Source organism: Micromonospora sp. WMMD964 (assembly GCF_029581455.1).
Classification (GTDB): domain Bacteria; phylum Actinomycetota; class Actinomycetes; order Mycobacteriales; family Micromonosporaceae; genus Micromonospora.
Genome location: NZ_CP120860.1, coordinates 1864098 through 1884037, shown reverse-complemented (window position 1 = coordinate 1884037; position 19940 = coordinate 1864098). Strand labels below are relative to the sequence as shown.

Below are 19940 nucleotides of genomic sequence, written 5' to 3'. Positions count from 1 at the left end.
GCAACCAGCAGGTCGGATCCGTGCGCCGAGCGGCCACCGGGGTGCGGGCATCGGTCACCCAGGTCCGCCGACTAGGGTATGTGCCCAGAGTCACTCGCCGGTCGGAGACCCCGGCGAGTGGGCAACCCGAAGCACACGGAGGTCAGCGTGGCCCGCCAGTCGCCCCAACGGCCCGACGCCGACGAGCCCGAGCTCGACGACACCACCGGCGCGGCCGAGCCAGACGAGATCGAGGAGACCGACCGCCCAGCCGGTCCGGTCGACCGTGCGCTCTGGGACGAGCTGCGCATCGATCCGGTGGAGATCGCCCTCCCCGCCGGCACCGGCTTCACGCTGCGCGCGTACCGGCCGGCCAACACGCTGACCCCGACCGACGTCACCGAGCGGGACCTGGACGACCCGTTCCTCGCCCGCCGCCAGGTGATCGAGGAGGAGCAGGACGACGAGACCGTCGTCATCCTCGACGAGGAGGTCGCCGCCGAGTTCGCCGACAGCGACGAGGACGAGTCGACGCGCCGCCGCGCCGCCGGCACCGACACCGACGACACCGAGGACGAGGCCGACGAGGACGAGGCCGGCGACGAGGAGGTGCCGGTCTTCCTCAGCAACCAGGGCAAGCTGCTGCTGTTCAAGACGCCCGAGTCGTTGGTCAGTTTCATCCGGTCCGGTGCTCCCAACGATCTGTCCCAACTGGACAGCTGGAATGAATTGTCCGATCGGGTGGAGCCGGCAGATATCGTGCCGCTCGACGAGGACACCTACGAGCTCGACCTCGTCGTGGAGAACCTGCGCGGCGGTCACGACAGCTGGGATTCGACCCTTCTGATCGAGGCCGGCGAGGTCGCTCGTGACCTTTCGTACGCATTGCGGCTGCCTGCGGTGCTGGACATGCTCTCTGCCGGCTCCAGCCTCGACGATCTGGACGAGGCGCTGCGCGCCACCGCCAACGGTGGCATCGGCGCCTTCATGGGTCGGCGGCGGCTGAAGAAGATCGGTGCGCAGACCGCGAGTTTGGGTTGGCGCACCATTGTCGGCAAGATCTCTGCGGTGGTGGACTGGCGCGACTGACCCGTACCGGGGAGCATCAGTTGCTGGCAGAGGAAAGACCTGTCCCGGGAGGAGGACGACGCCGTGGCGCTCGTGCGCGTTTACTGCGGTCTGGCCTCGGCGGATCCGGCTGACCGACCGGCCTCCGCCGGCTCGACGCTGACGTCCGCTGTGGTCGACGACGCAGGCCGTCTGCTGCATGTCTGCGAGATCGGCGACGACGCCGCTGGCTACGCCCAGCTCGTCGCGCTGCTCGTGGAGCGGTCGGGCGGGCCGAGCGGTGCGGCCATCGCCGCCGACAGCGACGACCACACGGTCATCTCGCTGTTGAGCGCGGCGGGTCGACCCCTGGCGATCGCCGACGACGACTCGGTGGACGACTTCGCCGAGCGGTTCGCCGACGACGACTCCCTCGAGGAGATGCAGTCGCCTCCGGCCGAACGACGGGCCGTCGGCCTGGCCCGCGCGTTGCAGGCGGGCGCGCTCTCGGCCGTCACCCTGCCGGCGCCCCGGGATCTCGCCGGCTACAAGCAGGTGCTCTCCGCGCACGCCGCGCTGGCCAGTGGTCGACACTCGGCCGCCGTCGCATTGCGCGAGGTCCTCCGTGAGCTCTACCCGGCGGCCCTGCGGGCATACCCGGACCCGGCCGAGCCGGTCTCGCTGGCGGTGCTCGACGCGCTGCCCGAGCCGGGCATGCTCGGCGGCACCGTCGCCCGTGGTCGCGAGGTGTCGGTCGCGGCCGACGCCATCGCCGCGCATCTCGCCGCCGACGGGGTCGCCGACGCCGAGGAGATCAACGAGGCGGTCACCGCCCTGCGGGTCGCCATCTCCGAGACGCCCCGACGTGCCGCGGTCAACCGGGCGCTCACCTCGGCGGTGGCCGAGACGGTCCGGCAGGCCGTCGCCTCCGTCCGCGCCTGCGACGCGGGGTGTGAGGCTCTGGTCAGTGCGCTCGGCTCCCGGGTGACCACGCCTGCCCAGGCGCCCGGCCGCCGTGCCGCCGCCCGTCGCGGTGAGCCGGTCGGCGAGCTGACCGGGCTCGCCGGCACCGGTGCCGGGCTGCGCTCGGTCCGGCCCACGCCGCCCGCCGAGCCCGCCCCCGCCGTGGGTCGACGCAGCCGTCCCGAGCCGGTTCCCGGCAACACTCCGGTGGCGTCGCCCCGCCCACTCGGGCCTCCGCCGACGGCACCGGCTCCGGTCACGCCTCCGCCGGTCGCACCCGCGCCGGTGGCTCCGGCCGCCTCGGCCACGCCCCCAGCGTCCACACTGCCCAGTCGCACCGAGCCGGCGCCCAGCCGGATCGACGGCCCGACCAACCGGCCGGTGTCGTCGCCGCCACCTCCGCCGCCGGGGATCACCCCGATCGCACCCGCGCAACGCGGCACGGTGCCTCCGGCCGAGGCCGGTGAGCCGTTCCGGCCGACGTTGACCACCGCAGCGATCAACAGCGCGCGGGCCGAGCGGCAGCGCACCGTCATCCCGCCCCGCCCGAAGACCAACGGCGAGCGGCCGAGCCACCTGCAACGCCCGGTCGAGGAGCCGCCGACCGGCGGGTTCAGCGCCACCGACCTCAGCATCCCGGTGCCGATCCCCCGGCCCGGTCAGGACGCCGCTCCCCCCGGGTCCCGGGCCAACTGGCCGCTGGTCAACAACCCGGAGGACCCGGCCGACAGCTCGCCGAACAACCCGGTGGCCTACCCGTACGGTGGCGGGCGCGGTATCGACGCCCCCACCGACCCGGGCCGGGCCGACGGTCGGGTGACCCCGCCCTGGTTGGCCGACGACCTGCCCCAGGAGCCGCCCATGCTGCGGCTGGTGGAGCCACCGCCGCTGGCCGACCGCGCGCTGCGAGAAGGGCTCAACCCGCCCACGGAGCCGCACCTGGAGACGCCCCCGCTGCGGTTGGTCGACCGGGAGCAGGCTGCTCGCGGCGGCCGAGCGGCTGCTCGCGCCGACCGCGCCGCCGAGCACCGGCCACTACCCACGATGGAGCACCGACCGCCGCCCATGGAGCACCGGCCACCGCCGGTCGAGCACCGGCCACCGCCGGTCGCCGACGAGGGCGACGGTGACCTGCTGATCTTCGCGCAGGCCAAGTCGGCGTGGTTCGTCGGCCACGCCGACGAGTCCGATCTGGACTGGTCGACCACTGCCGACACCGGCTGGCAGGCCGCCGAACAGGCCGCCCGTCCCGCGGTGGGCGCCGAGACCAACGCCGGGCTGCCGAAGCGCGTGCCACAGGCCAATCTGGTCCCGGGCTCCCCGCTGCGCGAGGAGCGTCCACTGCGGATAGTGCGCGATGCGGCAAGCCTCGCGGAGAACACCACCGGCTACTTCCGTGGCTGGCGTCGCGGTCAGGAGATCGGCGGTTTCGCGGTGGGCGGTCGGCCCGGCCGCGAGGCGGCCGGCGGCTGGGACTTCAGCCGCGACCACGGGGACCGCGACGACGACCGGGAGTACGAGTACCGCTCCGCCGGTTACCAGTCCTGACCCTCTACACACGACAGCGCCCCCGGTCGGTCGACCGGGGGCGCTGTCGCATGTGTGGTGGGGGGCAAGGGAGGCCAGGACGCGACAACGCCGCCTCCTGAAGAGCCCGGAGAGCTACCGGCCACAGGGTGCCGGGGGTCGACAGCTCCAAGGCTCTCTGGAAGCGGCGTGGGGCGCGCAGAGTGCCGCGCCCGGTGGGGGCCGGAGCCACCACCGGGCGTACGGCGTCCCGATCAGGCCGGGGCGACGGCGCGCGTACGGCGCATGGTGAGCACGTACTCGACCAGCGAGATCAGCACGTGCTTCGTCGACTCCCGGTTACGGGCGTCGCAGGCCACCACCGGCACGTCGCTGGAGATCGCCAAGGCGTCCCGAACGTCCTGCGGGTCGTGGTACTGCATCCCGTCGAAGCAGTTGATCGCCACCAGGTACGGGAGGCGTCGGTGCTCGAAGAAGTCGATCGCCGCGAAGCAGTCGGCCAGCCGGCGAGTATCCACCAGCACGACCGCGCCGATCGCACCCCGAACCAGTTCGTCCCACATGAACCAGAATCGGGTCTGACCCGGCGTACCGAACAGGTACAGGATCAGGTCTCGGTCGATCGAGATCCGGCCGAAGTCCATGGCCACCGTGGTAGTCGACTTGCCCGGCACCTGCCGGGTGTCGTCGACGCCCACGCCGGCCGAGGTCATGATGGCCTCGGTGGTCAGCGGCGTGATCTCCGAGACCGAGCCGACCAGCGTCGTCTTACCGACGCCGAACCCACCGGCGATAACGATCTTCGCCGACGTCACGCGGCCGCCCGGGTTCGGCGGGCGGTGCGACATGTCAGAGCCTGCGAAGTCCACTCAGCACCCTCTCCAGCAGTTCAGTGCCCACCGCGTCGTCGGAGTCGTCCAGGATGGTCGGCTCGTGGACCGCGACCAGGCCGTCCGTCGCCATGTCGGCGATGAGCACCCGGGCCACACCGAGCGGGAGCTGCATCCGCGCCGCGATCTCCGCGAGCGACTGCACGCGTCCGTCACACAGCGCGGCGATGTACTGGTGTTCGCGGCCCTGGCCGCCGTTGCCGTTGGCAGCGGCGCGACCGCGCACCGTCGTCTCGACGAGCGCTTCCAGCGCGATGTCGAGCATTCCCGCAGCCGCACGCGGCTGCGGGGTCAGCGCGTCACCGACCCGGTCGACCAGCAGCGCCATCTCGTAGCCGACCTGGCCCACGTCGGAGCTGCGAGCAGCCAGCACGGCGAAGGACGAGCCATCCGAGATGGACATCAGGAACAGGAAGCCATTGTCCATCTCCACGACGGTCTGCAAAACCGCGCCTCCCTCGAAGCAGCGCGCTGCCCCCTGGGTCAGGCTGACCAGACCCGACGAGATCGCGGCGAGCTGGTCGGCCCGGTCGCGCGGCAGATCCCGTGACGACGCCAGGAGTAGGCCGTCGGCCGAGACGGCGACCGCATGCGCGACACCGGGCACCCGGTCGGCGAAGTTGGCCAGAAGCCAACCAAGATCCTGAGTAGTTGTCATCCTTCTTGCTCCTTCTGCCCGCTCCCGGCCACCGGGCCTGAGCCAGACTGCGAGGATTGCCCACCCGAAGTCGCCTCCGGGTTGGTCGGGTTGTCCGAGGTGCTACGCCCTCGCTGCACGCCCCGGTGATAGGCGGAGAGCAGGCCACGGACCGCCTCCGGGGAGCGCCGCTGGACCGAGGTGGTGGGCTTCTCCACGGCACCCGGCACCAACTGCGCCATCGGCTTGCGCTTCGGCAGACCGGTCGTGGTGGTCTCGCTCACCGGCACCGCGTCAGCGGCTGCCGAGGCAGCACGCCAGCCGTCGTCGGCCGCGGTCTGCCAGCCGTTGGTCTGCGGCTGGGGCCGGCGGTTCGGCAGGCTCTCAGCGAGGCTGGGGCGACCGCCCTCAGCTGCTGTGGAGCCGTTGCCCCGCGGCGCTCCTCCGGCCGTCGGAGTGTCTGCCATCGGTGTGTTACCTGTCGTCCCGGGTGGTGTCTTGTGGACCGCCTGACCGGTGGCCTCGACCGTGGCGAACTGCTGGGTCGCGTTGTCGCCGTTCTTCGCCGGTTGGGCACCGGCGGCGCCCTCCTCCGGACCCGGGCGGCGGGTACGGAACCAGGCCGACTCCAGCTCCCGGAAGATCGGCAGCTCCATCGTCTCGTCCGCGTACCGCTGGCGGTTCTGCGCCTGCGGTTGCTGCGGAGCCGGTCGACTCTGCGCAGCCGGAGCGGGAGCCGAGGCGGGAACCGGGGCCGGAGGCTGGGCCGGAGCCGGAGGCTGGGCGGCTGCGGCGGACGGCTGTTCGCCGGGTCGCGGCACTCGCGGCAGCTCGGTGGTCATGTCCAGAGCGGCGGCGAGCCGCTCGGGCACCGGCGGGGTCGCGGCGTCCCGGTCGCCGTTCGGCACCGGCGGCCAGGCCGGCGGCGCCGGGGCTCCGGCGGCCGGCGCGGGCGGAGCCGACCGGGGCGTGAACCCGCTGAACGACTGGCCGGAGGCCGGCGGCGCCGAGTACGGCTGACCGGACGCCGGCGACGCCGACACGGGCGAGGCGGACACCGGCGGACCGCCGTACGGCTGGCCGGAGGCCGGGGCGGCGGACACCGGCTGACCGGTGTACGGAGCTCCGGAGTACGGCTGGCCGGAGTAGGGCTGACCCGAAGCCGGCGAGGCGGAGACCGGCGCACCGGAGTAGGGCTGCGCGGAGACCGGGGGCGCCGAGTACGGCTGCGTCTCGGGGCTGCTCGGCAACTGCCGGGGAATCGACGGCTGCTGGCCGGTGCTCGGGCCGTCATCTCCGGCGCGACGCTGCGGCAGCGGGTCGATCCCCTGGCCGTTGGCGGGCCGCGGGGTGAACCCGTCGCCACCGTTGACGCCGTTCGTCCCGGCCGCGCCGGTCAGGTCGGACCAGGCGGGCATCGAGCGGTAGCCACCGGCGTTGGCCGGGGTGCCGGATCCGTTGCGCGACGCGGGCTCGAACGGGCGACCGCCGAGGGTGACCTGGTTGCCGGACTCGCTGGGGCGAGGGCCGTTGCCCAGCGCCGGCAGCGCGCCGAAGACCGGGGCGGGCCCGTTCTGCTGAGGGTTGCCGACGGCGGGCAGGGCCGGGGGCTGCTGCACCCGACCGGAGAGCGCCCTGGGCACCAGCACCGAGGTGGGCAGGGTCACGTCGGCGACGGTGCCGCGGTCGGAGCCGGGGCGCAGCTCGACCCGTACGCCGTGCCGGGACGCCAGCCGGGCGACCACGACCAGGCCCATCATCCGGGAGACGGCCACGTCGACCTGCGGCGGCGTCGCGAGCCGCTCGTTGAGGTCGTGCAGCTGGTCGGCGCTGATGCCGATGCCGCGGTCCTCGACGTAGAGCGAGGCACGGTCGCCGACCCGGCGGGCCTCGACCATCACCTGCGAGTCGGGCGGGGAGAACGCGGTGGCGTTGTCGAACAGCTCGGCGACGAGGTGCACCAGGTCGTTGACCGCGTGCGCGGCGACCTCGATGTCCCGGTCGATGACGCCGAACTCGATCCGGGTGTAGTGCTCGACCTCGGACTGGGCGGCGCGCAGCACGTCGATGAGCGCGGCCGGCTCCCGCTGCACACGGGTGGAGTCGGCACCGGCGAGCACCAGCAGGTTCTCGTCGTTACGGCGCATTCGGGTGGCCAGGTGGTCGAGCTGGAACAGCTCGGCCAGCCGGTCCGGGTCCTCCTCGCCGCGCTCCAGCCGGTCGAGGTGCCCGATGAGGCGGTCGACCAGGATCTGTGAACGGCGGGCCAGGTTGACGAACATGGTCGCGACGGAGGCGCGCAGTGCCGCCTGCTCGGCGGCCGTGCGGACGGCTTCCAGGTGGACGGCGTTGAACGCCTCGGTCACCTGGCCGAACTCGTCACGGCTGCGGACCGGCAGCGGCTCGGCGATCTGGTTGGCCAGCTGCACCGGGGTGAGCTGCCCGACGACCTGCGGGTCACGCAGTCGGGCGACCGCCTGCGGTAGGCCGTACTGGGCGACGGAGAGGGCACCCTGCCGCAGCTCGCGGAGCGAACGGGCCATGGACCGGGCGACCAGGTACGCGAAGAGGATCGCCAGCAGCAGCATGCTGAGCAGCAGACCGGTCTCCAGGAAGACCTGGCGCTGGACGTCCGAGCGGAGGGCTTCGGCCTCCTTGACCACCTGGCTGTCGAGCTGCGTCTCCACGGTGCGGATCAGCTTCGCGTTGGCCGTCATGGCGGCTTCCCACTGGTCCGGGCCGAACGGCGCGCCCCGCATGTCGCCGGTGGTGTTGCCGTCGATCCAGCCGGTGTAGTTCTGTGCCTGCCGACGGTCGCCACCCGCGACGGTCTGGTCGTGGAACTTGGCGTCGTCCGGGGTGGCGACGGCCTTGAAGCTCTGCAGCGCCTGCTGCTGGCCGGTGCCACTGGCGATGTAGTCCGTGCGCAGCGCCGGCGTCAGGCGCTTCCCGCCCTTCACACCCAGCGCGCGGTGCACCACGACCCGGCGTACGGCGAGGAACTCCTTCTCCCGGGCGACCGCCGCGGCGGCGCGCATCCGGTCGCTCAGGTCGTTGTCACCGGCGAGCTGCGTGGCCGAGTCGCGGATGGCGAGCAGGTCGCTGATCAGACCCTCGTACGCCTGCACGGTCTCGGTGAGCGCGAGCTTGCCGTTGAACACCTGGCTGCGGATGCCCGACAGGTCCTGCAGGTTCTGGTCGATGCCGTCGAGCAGGCCCTCCAGGCTGCCCGGCAGGTCCTCGATGTCGGCCCGCTGCTGCCGGTAGGGGATCGCGTCCTGGTCCACCCGGGAGTTCACCCGGTTGTAGGCCTCCTGGTACTGCGCCGTCGGCTGCGTCCCGTCCGCGCCCAGCAGCAGCACGGCGGCGGTGCGCTCGTCCTGCAGGCTGTCGACCAGGTCACCGGAGTAGCTCGACAGGTTCGCCAGGTCGCCGGCCCGGTTGGCATTGTTGAGCGTCTCCACGTGGTCGACCAGACCACTGGTGCCCACCACGACCGTGGCGATGGTCGGCACGATCATGATTAGACCGAGCTTGGACCAGATCGGCATGTCCCCGAGCCGGCTGGCCGGCTGGCGCAGCCGTGACAGGAGGGAGCCCGCCATCTTTGGCCGTTTGCTCACAACACCGCCCTCGCGATTACAGCTTCAACGCGTTGCCCCGGGCAACGCCCAGCGACCGACCCGGCGGGTCGGACCCCCGAGATTCCATCACGCCGGTCCGCAAGAAGAAAGCCCAGGTTGTCCCCGACCGAAGGTGTGATGAGATGTTGATGCGATTTGATAGCAGTCCGTCTGGCCGGAGTAACTGAAGGTAATGGAACATCCGCACCGTGTTGTCCTGCTCGCCGGCCCTTCGGGCTCCGGAAAGTCGTACATAGCGCAGCAAACCGGGTTGCCCGTGCTGTGCTTGGACGACTTCTACAAAGACGGCGATGACCCTACGTTGCCGCGACGAAACGGCCAGGTGGATTGGGAATCCCCCCAGTCCTGGGACGCCTCGACAGCGGTGGAAATCATTGCTCGTCTAGCTCGCGAAGGCCGAGCCGAAGTGCCGGTTTATGCGATCGGTGCGGACCGAAGGGTGGCCACCCGGCCATTCGACGTCGACGGATCGCCACTTTTCGTGGCCGAAGGGATCTTCGCCGCCGAGATCGTCGAGGAGTGTCGACGCCGTGGGCTGCTCGCCGGGGCGTACGCGCTGCGCCGCCCGCGCGGGGCGACCTTCCTCCGTCGGCTGGCCCGCGATCTGTCCGAACAGCGCAAGGCTCCCCGGGTGCTGGTCCGGCGGGGCGTGGCACTCTTGCGGGCCGAGCCCGCGGTCCTGCGTCGGCAGACCGGGTTGGGCGCGGAGGCGGCCCGCGCCCGTGAGGTGCTGCGCCGGGTGTCCGGGCTGCTCGCCGGCCACCCGCACGGCTGAGGCGGTCAGGCCAGCAACTCGGCGTACGCCGGCTTGATCACCTCATCGATGATGCGCAGCCGCTCGTCGAACGGGATGAAGGCGCTCTTCATCGCGTTGATGGTGAACCACTGCAACTCCTTCCAGCCGTAGCCGAACGTGTCCACCAGCAGCGACATCTCCCGCGACATGGAGGTGCCGCTCATCAGCCGGTTGTCGGTGTTGACGGTCACCCGGAAGCGCAGGTCCCGCAGCAGGCCGATCGGGTGGTCCGCGATGGAGGGCACCGCACCGGTCTGCACGTTCGACGAGGGGCACAGTTCCAGGGGGATCCGCTTGTCCCGGACGTACGCGGCCAGTCGACCGAGCGCGCCGTCGGGGGCGATGTCGTCGACGATCCGCACGCCGTGGCCGAGCCGGTCCGCTCCGCACCACTGGATCGCCTGCCAGATCGAGGGCAGACCGAACGCCTCGCCGGCGTGGATGGTGAAGTGGAAGTTCTCCCGCTGCAGGTACTCGAAGGCGTCCAGGTGGCGGGTGGGCGGGAAGCCCGCCTCGGCACCGGCGATGTCGAAGCCGACCACCCCGGCGTCCCGGTGCCGCACGGCCAACTCGGCGATCTCCTGGGAGCGGGCGGCGTGCCGCATCGCCGTGAGCAGGGTGCCCACCCGGATGGTCAGGCCCGCCTCGACGGCCTGGGCGGTGCCCTCGGCGAACCCGGCCAGCACCGCCTCGACCACCTCGTCCAGGCTGAGGTCATGCTCCAGGTGCTGCTCCGGGGCGAAGCGCACCTCGGCGTAGACCACCCCGTCGGCCGCCAGGTCCAGCGCGCACTCGCGGGCGACCCGCCGTAGCGCCGGCGCGGTCTGCATGACCGCCACGGTGTGCGCGAACGTCTCGAGGTAGCGCTCCAGGGAACCGGAGTCGGCCGCCTCCGCGAACCAGCGTCCCAGCGCCTCGGGGTCGGTGGCGGGCAGCTCGTGGCCCACCTCGGCGGCCAGGTCGACGATTGTCGCCGGCCGCAGCCCGCCGTCGAGGTGGTCGTGCAGCAGTGCCTTCGGAGCTTTGACGATGTCCTCGTACCGGATTGTTGCGACCATGCTCAGACCCTAGTCAGCCGGCCGCCGTCCACCCGACCAGGCCGCTCATCCGGGCCAGCCGTAGACGCGTTCGACGGCGAGTCGGATGACCAACCGGCCGTCGGCGACCATGGCGGCCCGGTACTCCGCCCAGTCGGGGTGCTCACCACGGATGCGCCGGTAGACCTCGACCAACTCCTCCACCGTGGCGTCGTCCTCGGTGGCGGCGGGCGGGGTGAGGTCGGCGGTGCCGTCGGCGACCGCGTACGCGCCACCGTCGCCGGTGGTCACGTGGAAGCTCGCCCGGGGGTCGCGGCGCAGGTTGCGGGCCTTGGCCCGGTCGCCGACCGTCGAGCATCGAATGAGCCCCGGCTCGGCCAGGTAGTCGAGGTTCGACAGTTGGGGTCGGCCGTCCCGGCGCAGGGTGACCAGGACCCCGCGCCCGCGTTCGCCGAAGAGCCGCCAGAGAGAATTCGTTGACATGTCATCGACCGTAGGGGGCAGCTCGATGACATGTCAACGATCCGGGTAGGCTGGCGGCATGGACGCGCCACGGTGGCTGGACGAGCGGGAGGACCGCGCCTGGCGGGGCTACCGCCGGATGCGTCGCCTGCTCGACCTGGAGTTGGCCCGGGACCTGACGCAGGACAGCGGTCTCTCCGAGCCCGACTACGACGTGCTCTCCGACCTCTCCGAGTCACCCGAGGGGCGGCTGCGCCTCCGCGACCTGGCCGACCGGATGCTCTGGTCCCGCAGTCGGCTCTCGCACCACCTCACCCGCATGCAGCAACGTGGCCTGGTGACCCGGGAGGAGTGCCCGGACGACGCCCGGGGCTCGATAGTCGTGCTCACCCCGAGCGGCCGGGAGGCCATCGAGGCCGCGGCCCCCGGCCACCTGGCCGCCGTCCGTCGAAACCTCATCGACCTGCTCACCCCGGCCGAGATCGAAGCCCTCGGAGCGCTCACCCACCGGGTCGTCGACCACCTCGGCGGCCGGACGCCCCGCCCCCGGCACGAGCCGGCGACCTGACGTGGATCCCCGCATCCTGCACCGACTGCGCTGCCCGGTCTGCGGTGAGCCGCTGAACGAGACGACCGCCGGCACCGCCCGGGCGTTGCGCTGCCCGCGCCGGCACAGCTTCGACATCGCCCGCCAGGGTTACGTCAACCTGCTCGCCGGTCGGGCCCCGCACGTCGGGGACACCGCCGAGATGATCGCTGCTCGGGCGGACTTCCAGGCCGCCGGTCACTACGACGTCATCTCCGCCGCCCTCGCCACCGCCGCCACCGAGGCCGTCGGCCGTCTCCACGCGTCGGCCGGTTCCGGGCGGCACCGTCGCACGGAGGTAAGCAGAGCAAAGGACACCACACCGGGGGTACGCGTCGAGCCCCCGGTGCCCGACGTCGACGCGTACCCCCTGGTGGTGGACGCCGGCGCCGGCACCGGCCGGTACCTCGGCGCGGTGCTGGCGGCGCTGCCGGACGCCGTGGGTCTGGCCCTGGACGTGTCCAAGCCGGCGCTGCGTCGCGCGGCCCGCGCGCATCCCCGGGCCGCCGCCGCGCTCGCCGACACCTGGCAGCGGCTACCGCTGGCGGACGCCTCGACCGCCGTACTGCTGAACGTCTTCGCACCGCGCAACGGCCCGGAGTTCCACCGGGTGCTCGACCCGGCCGGCACCCTGCTCGTGGTCACGCCGGACGCCGACCACCTCGCCGAGTTGGTGGACGCGCTCGACCTGCTCCGGGTGGACCCCGAGAAGGCGGACCGGGTGACCACCACCCTGGGCGGGTACTTCACACCGGTCGGATCCACCGGGCACCGGGCGGAGCTGGCCCTGACCCGGGCGGAGGCCGCCAGCCTGGTCGGCATGGGCCCGAGCGCGTGGCACACCAATCAGGTCTCCCGCACCGAGCGACTGGCCGCGCTGCCCGAGCCCGTCCGGGTGACGGTGGCGGTCCGGGTGGCCGCCTACCGACCCCGCTGACCTCAGGTGGAGAGGTCGACCTCTTCCCAACCCGGAGGCTCGTCGTGGTACGGCCCGCGCAGGATCACCGCCCACTCCAGTGCCCAGCGGCGCTGCCCGATCGCGTTCGCGTCGACCAGCCCCGGTGCCCGGCGGCCGTCGCGCTCGGTCTCCAGGTAGGCCCAGTCCAGGCAGTAGTGCAGGTCGAGCAGAGCCGCCGCGTCCGCCGGGTGCTGCGGCGCGGTGAGGATCCGGGAGCGCCAGTGCGGGAAGGTCTCCCCACCGGCGATGTGCGGCAGTTGCTCGACCAGCCGTTCGTCGACGGCCAGGGTGGGGTCGAGCTGCTTGCTCAACCCGAGCACCCAGGCCAGCGCGAAGAGCGCGTCGTGGTGCAGCACGAACGACCGGTGGTCGCCCTTGCCGCCCATCACGAACTGCCACTCCGGCGGGGTCACCATCTCCACCAGGTGTGAGCCGAGCAGCCAGCTCATCGCCGCCTGCGGGGGCATCCCGAAGCACCGGGCCAGGATCAGGTGCAGAACGGCGATCCGCGCCTCGATCTCCCCCGTGGGGCGCAGGTCGATCTCGTCACCCGGCTCCCACACCAGCGGGAACTGGGCCGGCGGCAGCGGCAGCCCGAGCCGGGACAGCTCCTCCAGGCTCGCCTCGCGCACCTCACGTGGGTCGGGGGCAGCAACGGTCACGGCGGATCTTCCTGTCTGCTCGCGCCGGCGCACGGCCGGTGTCCCCCCTTGGCCTGCGACAATAGCGCTCTCAGGTGACCGGCACCACGCCCACCCCGGCCCTTGTTCCGGTCAGCCGACGCGCTCGATGACCAGCGGGGTCGACGCCGGAGCCGTCGGCGCGACGCGCACCGCGCTCGCGGCCTCCGCCAACGCCGCCGGGATCCGCGTCGCGTCCTCGGCCCGCACCTCGTAGAGCGCGTCACCGGCCCGCACCGGGTCGCCCGGTCGCTTGTGCAGCACCACACCGGACGGCACGCTGACCGGGTCCTCCTTGCGGGCCCGACCCGCGCCGAGCCGCCACGCCGCGACCCCCATGGCGTACGCGTCGACGGCGGCGACGTACCCGTCCCGGTCGGCGCGGACCACCTCGACCTCGGCGGCCCTCGGCATCGGAGCGTCCGGGTCACCGCCCTGTGCCCGGATCATCGCCCGCCAGGAGTCCATCGCCCGACCGTCGCGCAACGCCGCCGCCGGGTCGGCGTCCGGCAGTCCCGCGGCGTCGAGCATCTCCCGAGCCAGGGCGAGAGTCAGCTCCACCACGTCGGCCGGCCCACCACCGGCCAGCACCTCGACCGACTCGGTCACCTCGACGGCGTTGCCGATCGCCAGGCCGAGCGGGGTGGACATGTCGGTGAGCAGGGCGACGGTCCGGACGCCGTGCGCGCCGCCCAGCTCGACCATGGTGCGCGCCAGCTCGCGGGCCTGGTCGACGGACTTCATGAAGGCGCCCGAGCCGACCTTGACGTCGAGGACCAGCGCGCCGGTGCCCTCGGCGATCTTCTTGCTCATGATCGAGCTGGCGATCAGCGGGATCGCCTCGACCGTGCCGGTCACGTCGCGCAGCGCGTACAGCTTGCGGTCCGCGGGTGCGAGCCCGGCGCCCGCCGCGCAGATCACCGCGCCGACGTCGTCCAACTGCTTGATGAACTCGTCGTTGCTGACCGTGGCCCGCCAACCCGGGATGGACTCCAACTTGTCCAACGTGCCACCGGTGTGGCCGAGACCCCGGCCGCTCAACTGCGGCACGGCCGCTCCGCACGCCGCCACCAGCGGAGTGAGCGGCAGCGTGATCTTGTCGCCGACACCGCCGGTGGAGTGCTTGTCGACTGTCGGCCGACGTACCGCCGAGAGGTCGAGCCGCTCGCCGCTGGCGATCATCGCGGCGGTCCAGCGGGCGATCTCCGGCCCGGTCATGCCGTTGAGCAGGATCGCCATCGCCAGGGCGGACATCTGCTCGTCCGCGACAGCTCCCCGGGTGTACGCGTCGACCACCCAGTCGATCTGCGCGTCCGACAGCACCCCGCCGTCCCGCTTGGCCCGAATAACGTCAACAGCAGCAAAACTCATCAGAAGATCTTCCCTAGTCTGTTGCAGATCCCGACCCACGGCAGCTGACCACGTCAGGGCGGGGGCCGACCGTGCCCGGCGGAGGGATCAAGCCTGACCGCCCGGAGCCGGGCACGGTCGGCCCCCGCCCTCAACCTCAAGAAGCAGACCAGCGCACCGGGATCTCCGCAGGCGGCTCACCCTCACCGGCCCAGAAGATCGTGCCGGTCTCGTCCACCACCACGACCCGGGGCGTGCGGGCCATCCCCCAGGTGATCGCCTCGGCCGGATCATCCCAGCTCGGCGCCTCCTCCAGCACACCGGTCTCGGCGCCCGCGTCGTCCCCGGCCGAGCGTTCCCAGTACGCCGTCCAGACCTGCCGGCCGGCGGACAGGTCGGCGTGCACGAAGACGGTGCCGCGCCCACGCCATGCGGCCAGCCGCTCCGGCACCACCGGCACCGGCGTCTCCCCGGTGACGGCTTCCAGGTCCTCCACGCCGAAGGCGTGCGGCAGCAACTCGGCCATCCGCAGCGGGTCGCCCTTGGTCTCGATCAGGCACTCCGGGCCGCCGTGCTCCCAGAGCAACTGGCGGCAGCGACCGCACGGCATCAGCGGCTGGCCGGTGGCGTCGACGCAGGACAGCGCGACGAGTCGACCGCCGCCGGTGGCGTGCAGGCTGGAGACCACCCCACACTCGGCGCAGAGCGTCACACCGTACGCGGCGTTCTCCACGTTGCAACCCACCACCACGCGGCCGTCGTCGACCAGCGCGGCGGCACCCACCGGGAACGTCGAGTACGGCGCGTAGGCGTGCCGCATCGCGTCGGTCGCGGCGGCGCGCAACCGCGCCCAGTCAATGTCGGTCATGCTGCCATTCTGCCGAAGTAGCCCAGGTCAGAAGCGGGCAGGGCTCCCGCCCACTCCCACTCCCGCTTGACTCCCCACTCCCGCATTCGCTCCCGCTCGCGCTCCCGCCTTCGTGATCAAGTGATGAAAAGTAGGTGAGAGACGCCTCTGACGCCTACTTCTCATCACTTGACCATGGAAGAACGTGTGGGAGGGCTGGACGGCGCACGAAGCGTGCCCGGCGGAAAGGCCCGCCGGGCACGGCTCGGGCGTCAGCCCTTGATGTACGGCTTACCGTCGGCCGCCGGTGCGCGCACCCGGCCGACCAGCCCGGCGACGGCCAGGATGGTCGCCAGATAGGGCAACATGGCCAGGAACTGGCTGGGGATCGAACTGCTGATCGCGCCCAGGTAGGTGGCGAGCTGGTCGGCGAAGCCGAAGAACAGCGCGGCGAGCAGCGCACCGGTCGGGTTCCACCGGCCGAAGATCAGCGCGGCCAGGGCGATGAAGCCCTTACCGCCGATCATGTTCTTGGTGAACGAGTAGAGCGCGAGGGTGTACGACGCGCCGCCGATCCCGGCGACCACTCCGGCCAGCAGCACGTTGCGGTAGCGGATCCGCAGCACCTTGACGCCGAGCGTGTCGGCGGCGATCGGGTGCTCGCCGACCGAGCGCGTACGCAGACCCCACCGGGTGCGGAAGAGCCCGATGTGGATCACCAGCACGAGCAGCAGCCCGAGGTAGAGGAAGATGTTGCCGCGGAACAGCGCCGGCCCGAGCACCGGGATGTCCTTCAGCAGCGGGATCTCCCAGTTGCTGAAGCGGGGCGCGCTGTTGTACTTCGCCGCGTCGGTCTGCATGAGCCGCTCGTAGAGGAAGCCGGTGACGCCGACCGCCAGCAGGTTCAGCACGATGCCCATGACGACCTGGTCGACCAGGTAGCGGATGGCGAAGACGGCCAGCAGCAGCGAGATGAACGCGCCACCGATGGCGGCGGCGACCAGGCCCACCCAGACGCTGCCGGAGATGCTGCCGAACAGGGCGCCACTGAAGGCACCCATCAGCAGTTGGCCCTCGATCGCCACGTTGACCACGCCGGAGCGTTCGCAGAGCACACCGGCGAGCGCACCGAAGATCAACGGCAGGGCCAGGATGAACGTACCCCGAATGATGTTGACCAGCGGCATGAAGTTCTGCCCGGCCGGCGCGGCGGACACCTGCCAGCAGAGGAACGAGAGCACGAAGGCGATGAGCCCGACGCCGAGCACGGGGAGGAACCACCGCTTCGGCACACCGGCGAGCAGCGCCGCGCCGGCGGCGATCGTGATGATCCCGAACAGGATCGCCCCGATCGTGCCGTTGATCTCCAGTGCGGTGCCGGCCGCGTCGTCGCTGAGCGTGAACCGGGCCTGTTGGTCGGTGGCGAGCGCACCGAAGAGCACCGCCGCCAGCAGGCCGAGCCCCAGCAGCGTGATGCCGACCTTGCGGTTACGGGTCCAGAAACCCTCGTCGACGGGTGCGACGGCGATGTCGGGGACAGCCATGGTGGACATGAGTTACCAGCCCTTCGCCAGGCTCGTCTGCAACCGGGCGGCGCGTGCGGCCCGGAGCTGGAAGATCGCCTTCACCAGGGCCGGCGCGGCGATGAAGATGACGATCAGCGCCTGGAGCACGGTCACCAGCTCCAGCGAGATCCCGGAGTACGACTGCATCCGGTTACCTCCGGCCTGCAACGCCCCGAACAGCAGCGCGGCCAGCAGCACACCCCAGGGCTTCACCCGCCCGAGCAGCGCCACCAGGATGCCGTCGAAGCCGATCTGCGCGACCACCAGCGGGGTCAACGCGCTGGCGGTGGAGCCGAGCACCATGTTCGAACCGCCGAGACCCGCCAGGATGCCGGCGAAGACCATGATCAGGATGTACGTCCGCGTGACGCTGATGCCGGCGGTGCGAGCGGCGTCCGGGTTGGCGCCGACCGCCCGCAGCTCGAAGCCGAGCGTCGACCGGTTCAGCAGCCAGGCGACCGCCCAGGTGGCCAGCACGGCGAGCAGGATTCCCGCGTGCACCCGCAGGTTGTCGCCGAGCAGTCGGGGCAGTTGGGCGGAGGGGTCCACCGCCTTGCTGATCGCGTCGGTACGGGTCGGGTCCTGTACGCCGTTCTGCACGATCAACCAGGTGAGGAAGTACGTCGCGACGTAGTTGAGCATGATCGTGTTGATCACCTCGTGCGCACCGGCGCGGGCCTTGAGGATGCCGGGGATGAACCCCCAGATCGCCCCGCCGAGCGCGCCGGCCAGCACCGCCACCAGCAGGTGCAGGCCGGGCGGCAACGGCAGCAGGAAGCCGGCCAGCGCCGCGATGATCACGCCGATGGTGGCCTGACCCTGCGCGCCGATGTTGAACAGGCCGCCCCGGAAGGCCAACGCCACCGACAGGCCGGTGAAGACCAGCGGCGCGCTGTAGGTGAGCGTCTCCGAGATCGGCGCGAGCACCGGCTCCCACCCGTTGGAGCCGTTCAACCAGCCGGTGAACGCCTCGGGGTCGAACACCGAGCCCTTGAACAGGTTCGCGTACGCCTCGCTGACCAACGTCCAACTGGAGTTGATCGCGTCGGACGGGCGCGAGGTGATGTACGAGTACGTGGACAGCACCGCCGGATCGGAAACGATCATCAGCACCGCGCCGACCACGATCGCCAGCACCAACGACAGCAGCGTCACCGTGAAGGTGTTGGCCGCCCAGAGGTTGTCCAGGAACAACCGGCCCAGGCTGGGCTTCGGCTCCGGGCCCTCCCCCGGCTTCGAGGTGGAGCGGTCCGGCTGGGTCGCCACCTCGGCCCGTTCGGTGTTGCCGAGCGTGTTCTGCGCGGCCTGCGCCTCGCTCGCCGGCTCCTTGTCCGGCGAACCCGACTGCGGGTTGGGGGAGTCGCTCATGCCTTGTCCTCGCTCGCGGAGCCTGCGTCGCTCGCCGGGTGCCCGTCTGCCGCGTCGGGCTCGCTGTCGGCCGGTGCCGCGACGGCCTCGTGCGCGGCGTCCGGGCTGATGCCGGCCATCAACAGGCCGATCTCCTCGCGCGGGGTGTCCGGGCCGACGATGCCGATGATCCGACCGCGGTACATCACGGCGATCCGGTCGGCCAGACCGATGACCTCGTCGAGTTCGCTGGAGACCACCAGGACGGCGGTGCCGATGTCGCGCTCGTGGATGATCTGGCTGTGGATGAACTCGATCGACCCGACGTCGACGCCACGGGTCGGCTGGGCGGCGATGAAGAGCTTCAGCGGCCGGGACAGCTCCCGGGCCACGATCACCTTCTGCTGGTTGCCGCCGGAGAGGGTGCCCACCGCCGCGTCGGCGGATGAGGTGCGGACGTCGAACTGCTCGATCCGCTCCTTCGCGGAGGCCGCGATAGCGTCCGGCTTCAGCGCGAGCCCGGCGCCGAACGGCGGACGGTCGTAGATGTCCAGCACCAGGTTCTCCGCGACGCTGAACTCCTTGACCAGGCCGTCCACGCTGCGGTCCTCGGGCACGTAACCGACGCCCGCCCGGAGCACCTTCTTGGGCTTCCAGCCGTCGATCCGCTCGCCCGCCAGGCTGACCGTGCCGGCGAGCACCGGCCGCAGGCCCATGATCGCCTCGATCAGCTCGGTCTGTCCGTTGCCCTGTACGCCCGCGACGCCGAGCACCTCACCCGCGCGCACGGTCAGGTCCACCCCGTCGACCGCGCGGATCTGCCGGTCGTCGTCGACGACCAGACCGGCGACCTCCAGGACCGGCTCGCCCGGGGTGGCCGGGGCCTTGTCCACGGTGAGCCGGACGTTGCGCCCGACCATCAGCGCGGCCAACTCGTCGCGGCTGGCCTCCGGTGAGGCGGTGCCGACGGTCTTGCCGCGTCGGATCACCGTGATCCGGTCGGCGATGGCCTTGACCTCGCCGAGCTTGTGGGTGATGAAGACAATCGACTTGCCGGCCGCCTTGAGCGACCGCATGACCGTCAGCAGCTCCTCGGTCTCCTGCGGGGTGAGCACCGCGGTCGGCTCGTCCAGGATGAGCAGGTCGACGTCGCGGGTGAGCGCCTTGACGATCTCGACTCGCTGCTGGATGCCGACCGGCAGGTCCTCGATCACCGCGTCCGGGTCGACGCGCAGGTTGTAGCGCTCGGACACCTCGGCGACCTCGCGCCGGGCGCGACGCCGGTCCAGGAAACCGGCGATGCCGCCCCGGGTCTGCTCGGCGCCGAGCATGATGTTCTCGGCGACGGTGAACACCGGCACCAGCATGAAGTGCTGGTGCACCATGCCGATCCCGGCGCCGATCGCGTCGGACGGGCCCCTCAGCTTCAGCGGCTCGCCGTCGACCAGGATCTCGCCCTCGTCGGGCTGGTAGAGCCCGTAGAGCACGTTCATCAGGGTCGACTTGCCCGCGCCGTTCTCGCCGAGCAGGGCGTGAATCTCTCCAGGCTCCACCGTCAGGTCGATGTGGTCGTTGGCGACCAGATCACCGAACCGCTTGGTGATGCCGCGCAGTTCGAGTCTCAG

General features: G+C 71.7%; 15 protein-coding genes and 2 pseudogenes. 5 read left to right on the top strand and 12 right to left on the bottom strand.

Annotated features, from left to right (window positions below; genetic code table 11):
• Window positions 1–117: 117 nt before the first annotated feature.
• Window positions 118–1068 carry a DNA primase gene (locus O7616_RS08875; RefSeq protein WP_282306364.1) on the top strand — a complete coding sequence of 317 codons (951 nt, stop codon included), beginning with the start codon at window positions 118–120 and terminating at the stop codon, window positions 1066–1068.
• Window positions 1069–1107: 39 nt separating this feature from the next.
• Window positions 1108–3537 (top strand): transposase, encoded by a 2430-nt coding sequence (locus tag O7616_RS08870; RefSeq protein ID WP_282307568.1) that lies wholly within the window; start codon window positions 1108–1110, stop codon window positions 3535–3537.
• A gap of 233 nt (window positions 3538–3770) precedes the next feature.
• Here O7616_RS08870 and O7616_RS08865 read toward each other — a convergent pair whose 3' ends face one another.
• From O7616_RS08865 to O7616_RS08850, 4 genes and pseudogenes are all read right to left on the bottom strand, one after another.
• Window positions 3771–4364 (bottom strand): ATP/GTP-binding protein, encoded by a 594-nt coding sequence (locus O7616_RS08865; RefSeq protein WP_088986404.1) that lies wholly within the window; start codon window positions 4362–4364, stop codon window positions 3771–3773.
• Window position 4365: 1 nt separating this feature from the next.
• Window positions 4366–4668 (bottom strand): annotated as a pseudogene (locus O7616_RS08860) (DUF742 domain-containing protein); the annotation flags it as partial.
• Window positions 4669–5064: pseudogene (locus O7616_RS08855) on the bottom strand (roadblock/LC7 domain-containing protein); the annotation flags it as partial.
• Entirely contained in the window at window positions 5061–8666 is a 3606-nt protein-coding gene (locus O7616_RS08850; RefSeq protein WP_282306363.1) for a nitrate- and nitrite sensing domain-containing protein, read from the bottom strand. The gene O7616_RS08850 and the pseudogene O7616_RS08855, both read right to left, overlap by 4 nt.
• Window positions 8667–9126: 460 nt before the next feature.
• Here O7616_RS08850 and O7616_RS08845 point away from each other — a divergent pair, with 460 nt between their 5' ends.
• Complete coding sequence (locus tag O7616_RS08845) at window positions 9127–9462, top strand: hypothetical protein (protein WP_282306362.1); 336 nt, start codon at window positions 9127–9129, stop codon at window positions 9460–9462.
• A 5-nt stretch (window positions 9463–9467) separates the two neighbouring features.
• Here O7616_RS08845 and O7616_RS08840 read toward each other — a convergent pair whose 3' ends face one another.
• A complete protein-coding gene (locus tag O7616_RS08840) occupies window positions 9468–10541 on the bottom strand; it encodes an adenosine deaminase (RefSeq protein WP_282306361.1) in 1074 nt (357 codons plus the stop codon).
• Window positions 10542–10586: 45 nt separating this feature from the next.
• Window positions 10587–11003, bottom strand: a complete 417-nt coding sequence (locus O7616_RS08835; RefSeq protein WP_282306360.1) for a PPOX class F420-dependent oxidoreductase — start codon at window positions 11001–11003, stop codon at window positions 10587–10589.
• A gap of 58 nt (window positions 11004–11061) precedes the next feature.
• Here O7616_RS08835 and O7616_RS08830 point away from each other — a divergent pair, with 58 nt between their 5' ends.
• Together O7616_RS08830 and O7616_RS08825 are read left to right on the top strand one after the other, a co-directional pair.
• A complete protein-coding gene (locus O7616_RS08830) occupies window positions 11062–11550 on the top strand; it encodes a MarR family transcriptional regulator (RefSeq protein WP_282306359.1) in 489 nt (162 codons plus the stop codon).
• A 1-nt stretch (window position 11551) separates the two neighbouring features.
• Window positions 11552–12505 carry a putative RNA methyltransferase gene (locus O7616_RS08825; protein ID WP_282306358.1) on the top strand — a complete coding sequence of 318 codons (954 nt, stop codon included), beginning with the start codon at window positions 11552–11554 and terminating at the stop codon, window positions 12503–12505.
• Window positions 12506–12507: 2 nt separating this feature from the next.
• Here O7616_RS08825 and O7616_RS08820 read toward each other — a convergent pair whose 3' ends face one another.
• The 6 genes from O7616_RS08820 to O7616_RS08795 form a co-directional block, all read right to left on the bottom strand.
• Window positions 12508–13188, bottom strand: a complete 681-nt coding sequence (locus O7616_RS08820) for a DUF4272 domain-containing protein (RefSeq protein WP_278143839.1) — start codon at window positions 13186–13188, stop codon at window positions 12508–12510.
• A 111-nt stretch (window positions 13189–13299) separates the two neighbouring features.
• Complete coding sequence (locus O7616_RS08815; RefSeq protein WP_282307567.1) at window positions 13300–14580, bottom strand: thymidine phosphorylase; 1281 nt, start codon at window positions 14578–14580, stop codon at window positions 13300–13302.
• Between the two features lie 133 nt (window positions 14581–14713).
• Complete coding sequence (locus O7616_RS08810; RefSeq protein WP_282306357.1) at window positions 14714–15424, bottom strand: cytidine deaminase; 711 nt, start codon at window positions 15422–15424, stop codon at window positions 14714–14716.
• A 251-nt stretch (window positions 15425–15675) separates the two neighbouring features.
• Window positions 15676–16956: an ABC transporter permease gene (locus O7616_RS08805; RefSeq protein WP_282306356.1), complete on the bottom strand. Its 1281-nt coding sequence runs from the start codon at window positions 16954–16956 to the stop codon at window positions 15676–15678.
• A gap of 3 nt (window positions 16957–16959) precedes the next feature.
• The gene (locus O7616_RS08800) at window positions 16960–18336 is read right to left on the bottom strand and encodes an ABC transporter permease (RefSeq protein ID WP_282306355.1); all 1377 of its coding nucleotides are present in this window, start codon (window positions 18334–18336) and stop codon (window positions 16960–16962) included.
• Window positions 18333–19880, bottom strand: coding sequence for an ABC transporter ATP-binding protein (locus O7616_RS08795; protein WP_348773877.1), 1548 nt, complete (start codon window positions 19878–19880; stop codon window positions 18333–18335). The genes O7616_RS08800 and O7616_RS08795 overlap by 4 nt, the downstream gene beginning before the upstream one ends.
• Window positions 19881–19940 lie beyond the last annotated feature (60 nt).

Bases quoted from the DNA above. Each gene is read 5' to 3' on its own strand.
- O7616_RS08830 (WP_282306359.1), top strand. From the start codon at position 11,062: ATGGACGCGCCACGGTGGCTGGACGAGCGGGAGGACCGCGCCTGGCGG.
- O7616_RS08865 (WP_088986404.1), bottom strand. From the start codon at position 4,364: ATGTCGCACCGCCCGCCGAACCCGGGCGGCCGCGTGACGTCGGCGAAG.
- O7616_RS08835 (WP_282306360.1), bottom strand. From the start codon at position 11,003: ATGTCAACGAATTCTCTCTGGCGGCTCTTCGGCGAACGCGGGCGCGGG.
- O7616_RS08800 (WP_282306355.1), bottom strand. From the start codon at position 18,336: ATGAGCGACTCCCCCAACCCGCAGTCGGGTTCGCCGGACAAGGAGCCG.
- O7616_RS08810 (WP_282306357.1), bottom strand. From the start codon at position 15,424: ATGACCGACATTGACTGGGCGCGGTTGCGCGCCGCCGCGACCGACGCG.
- O7616_RS08840 (WP_282306361.1), bottom strand. From the start codon at position 10,541: ATGGTCGCAACAATCCGGTACGAGGACATCGTCAAAGCTCCGAAGGCA.
- O7616_RS08805 (WP_282306356.1), bottom strand. From the start codon at position 16,956: ATGTCCACCATGGCTGTCCCCGACATCGCCGTCGCACCCGTCGACGAG.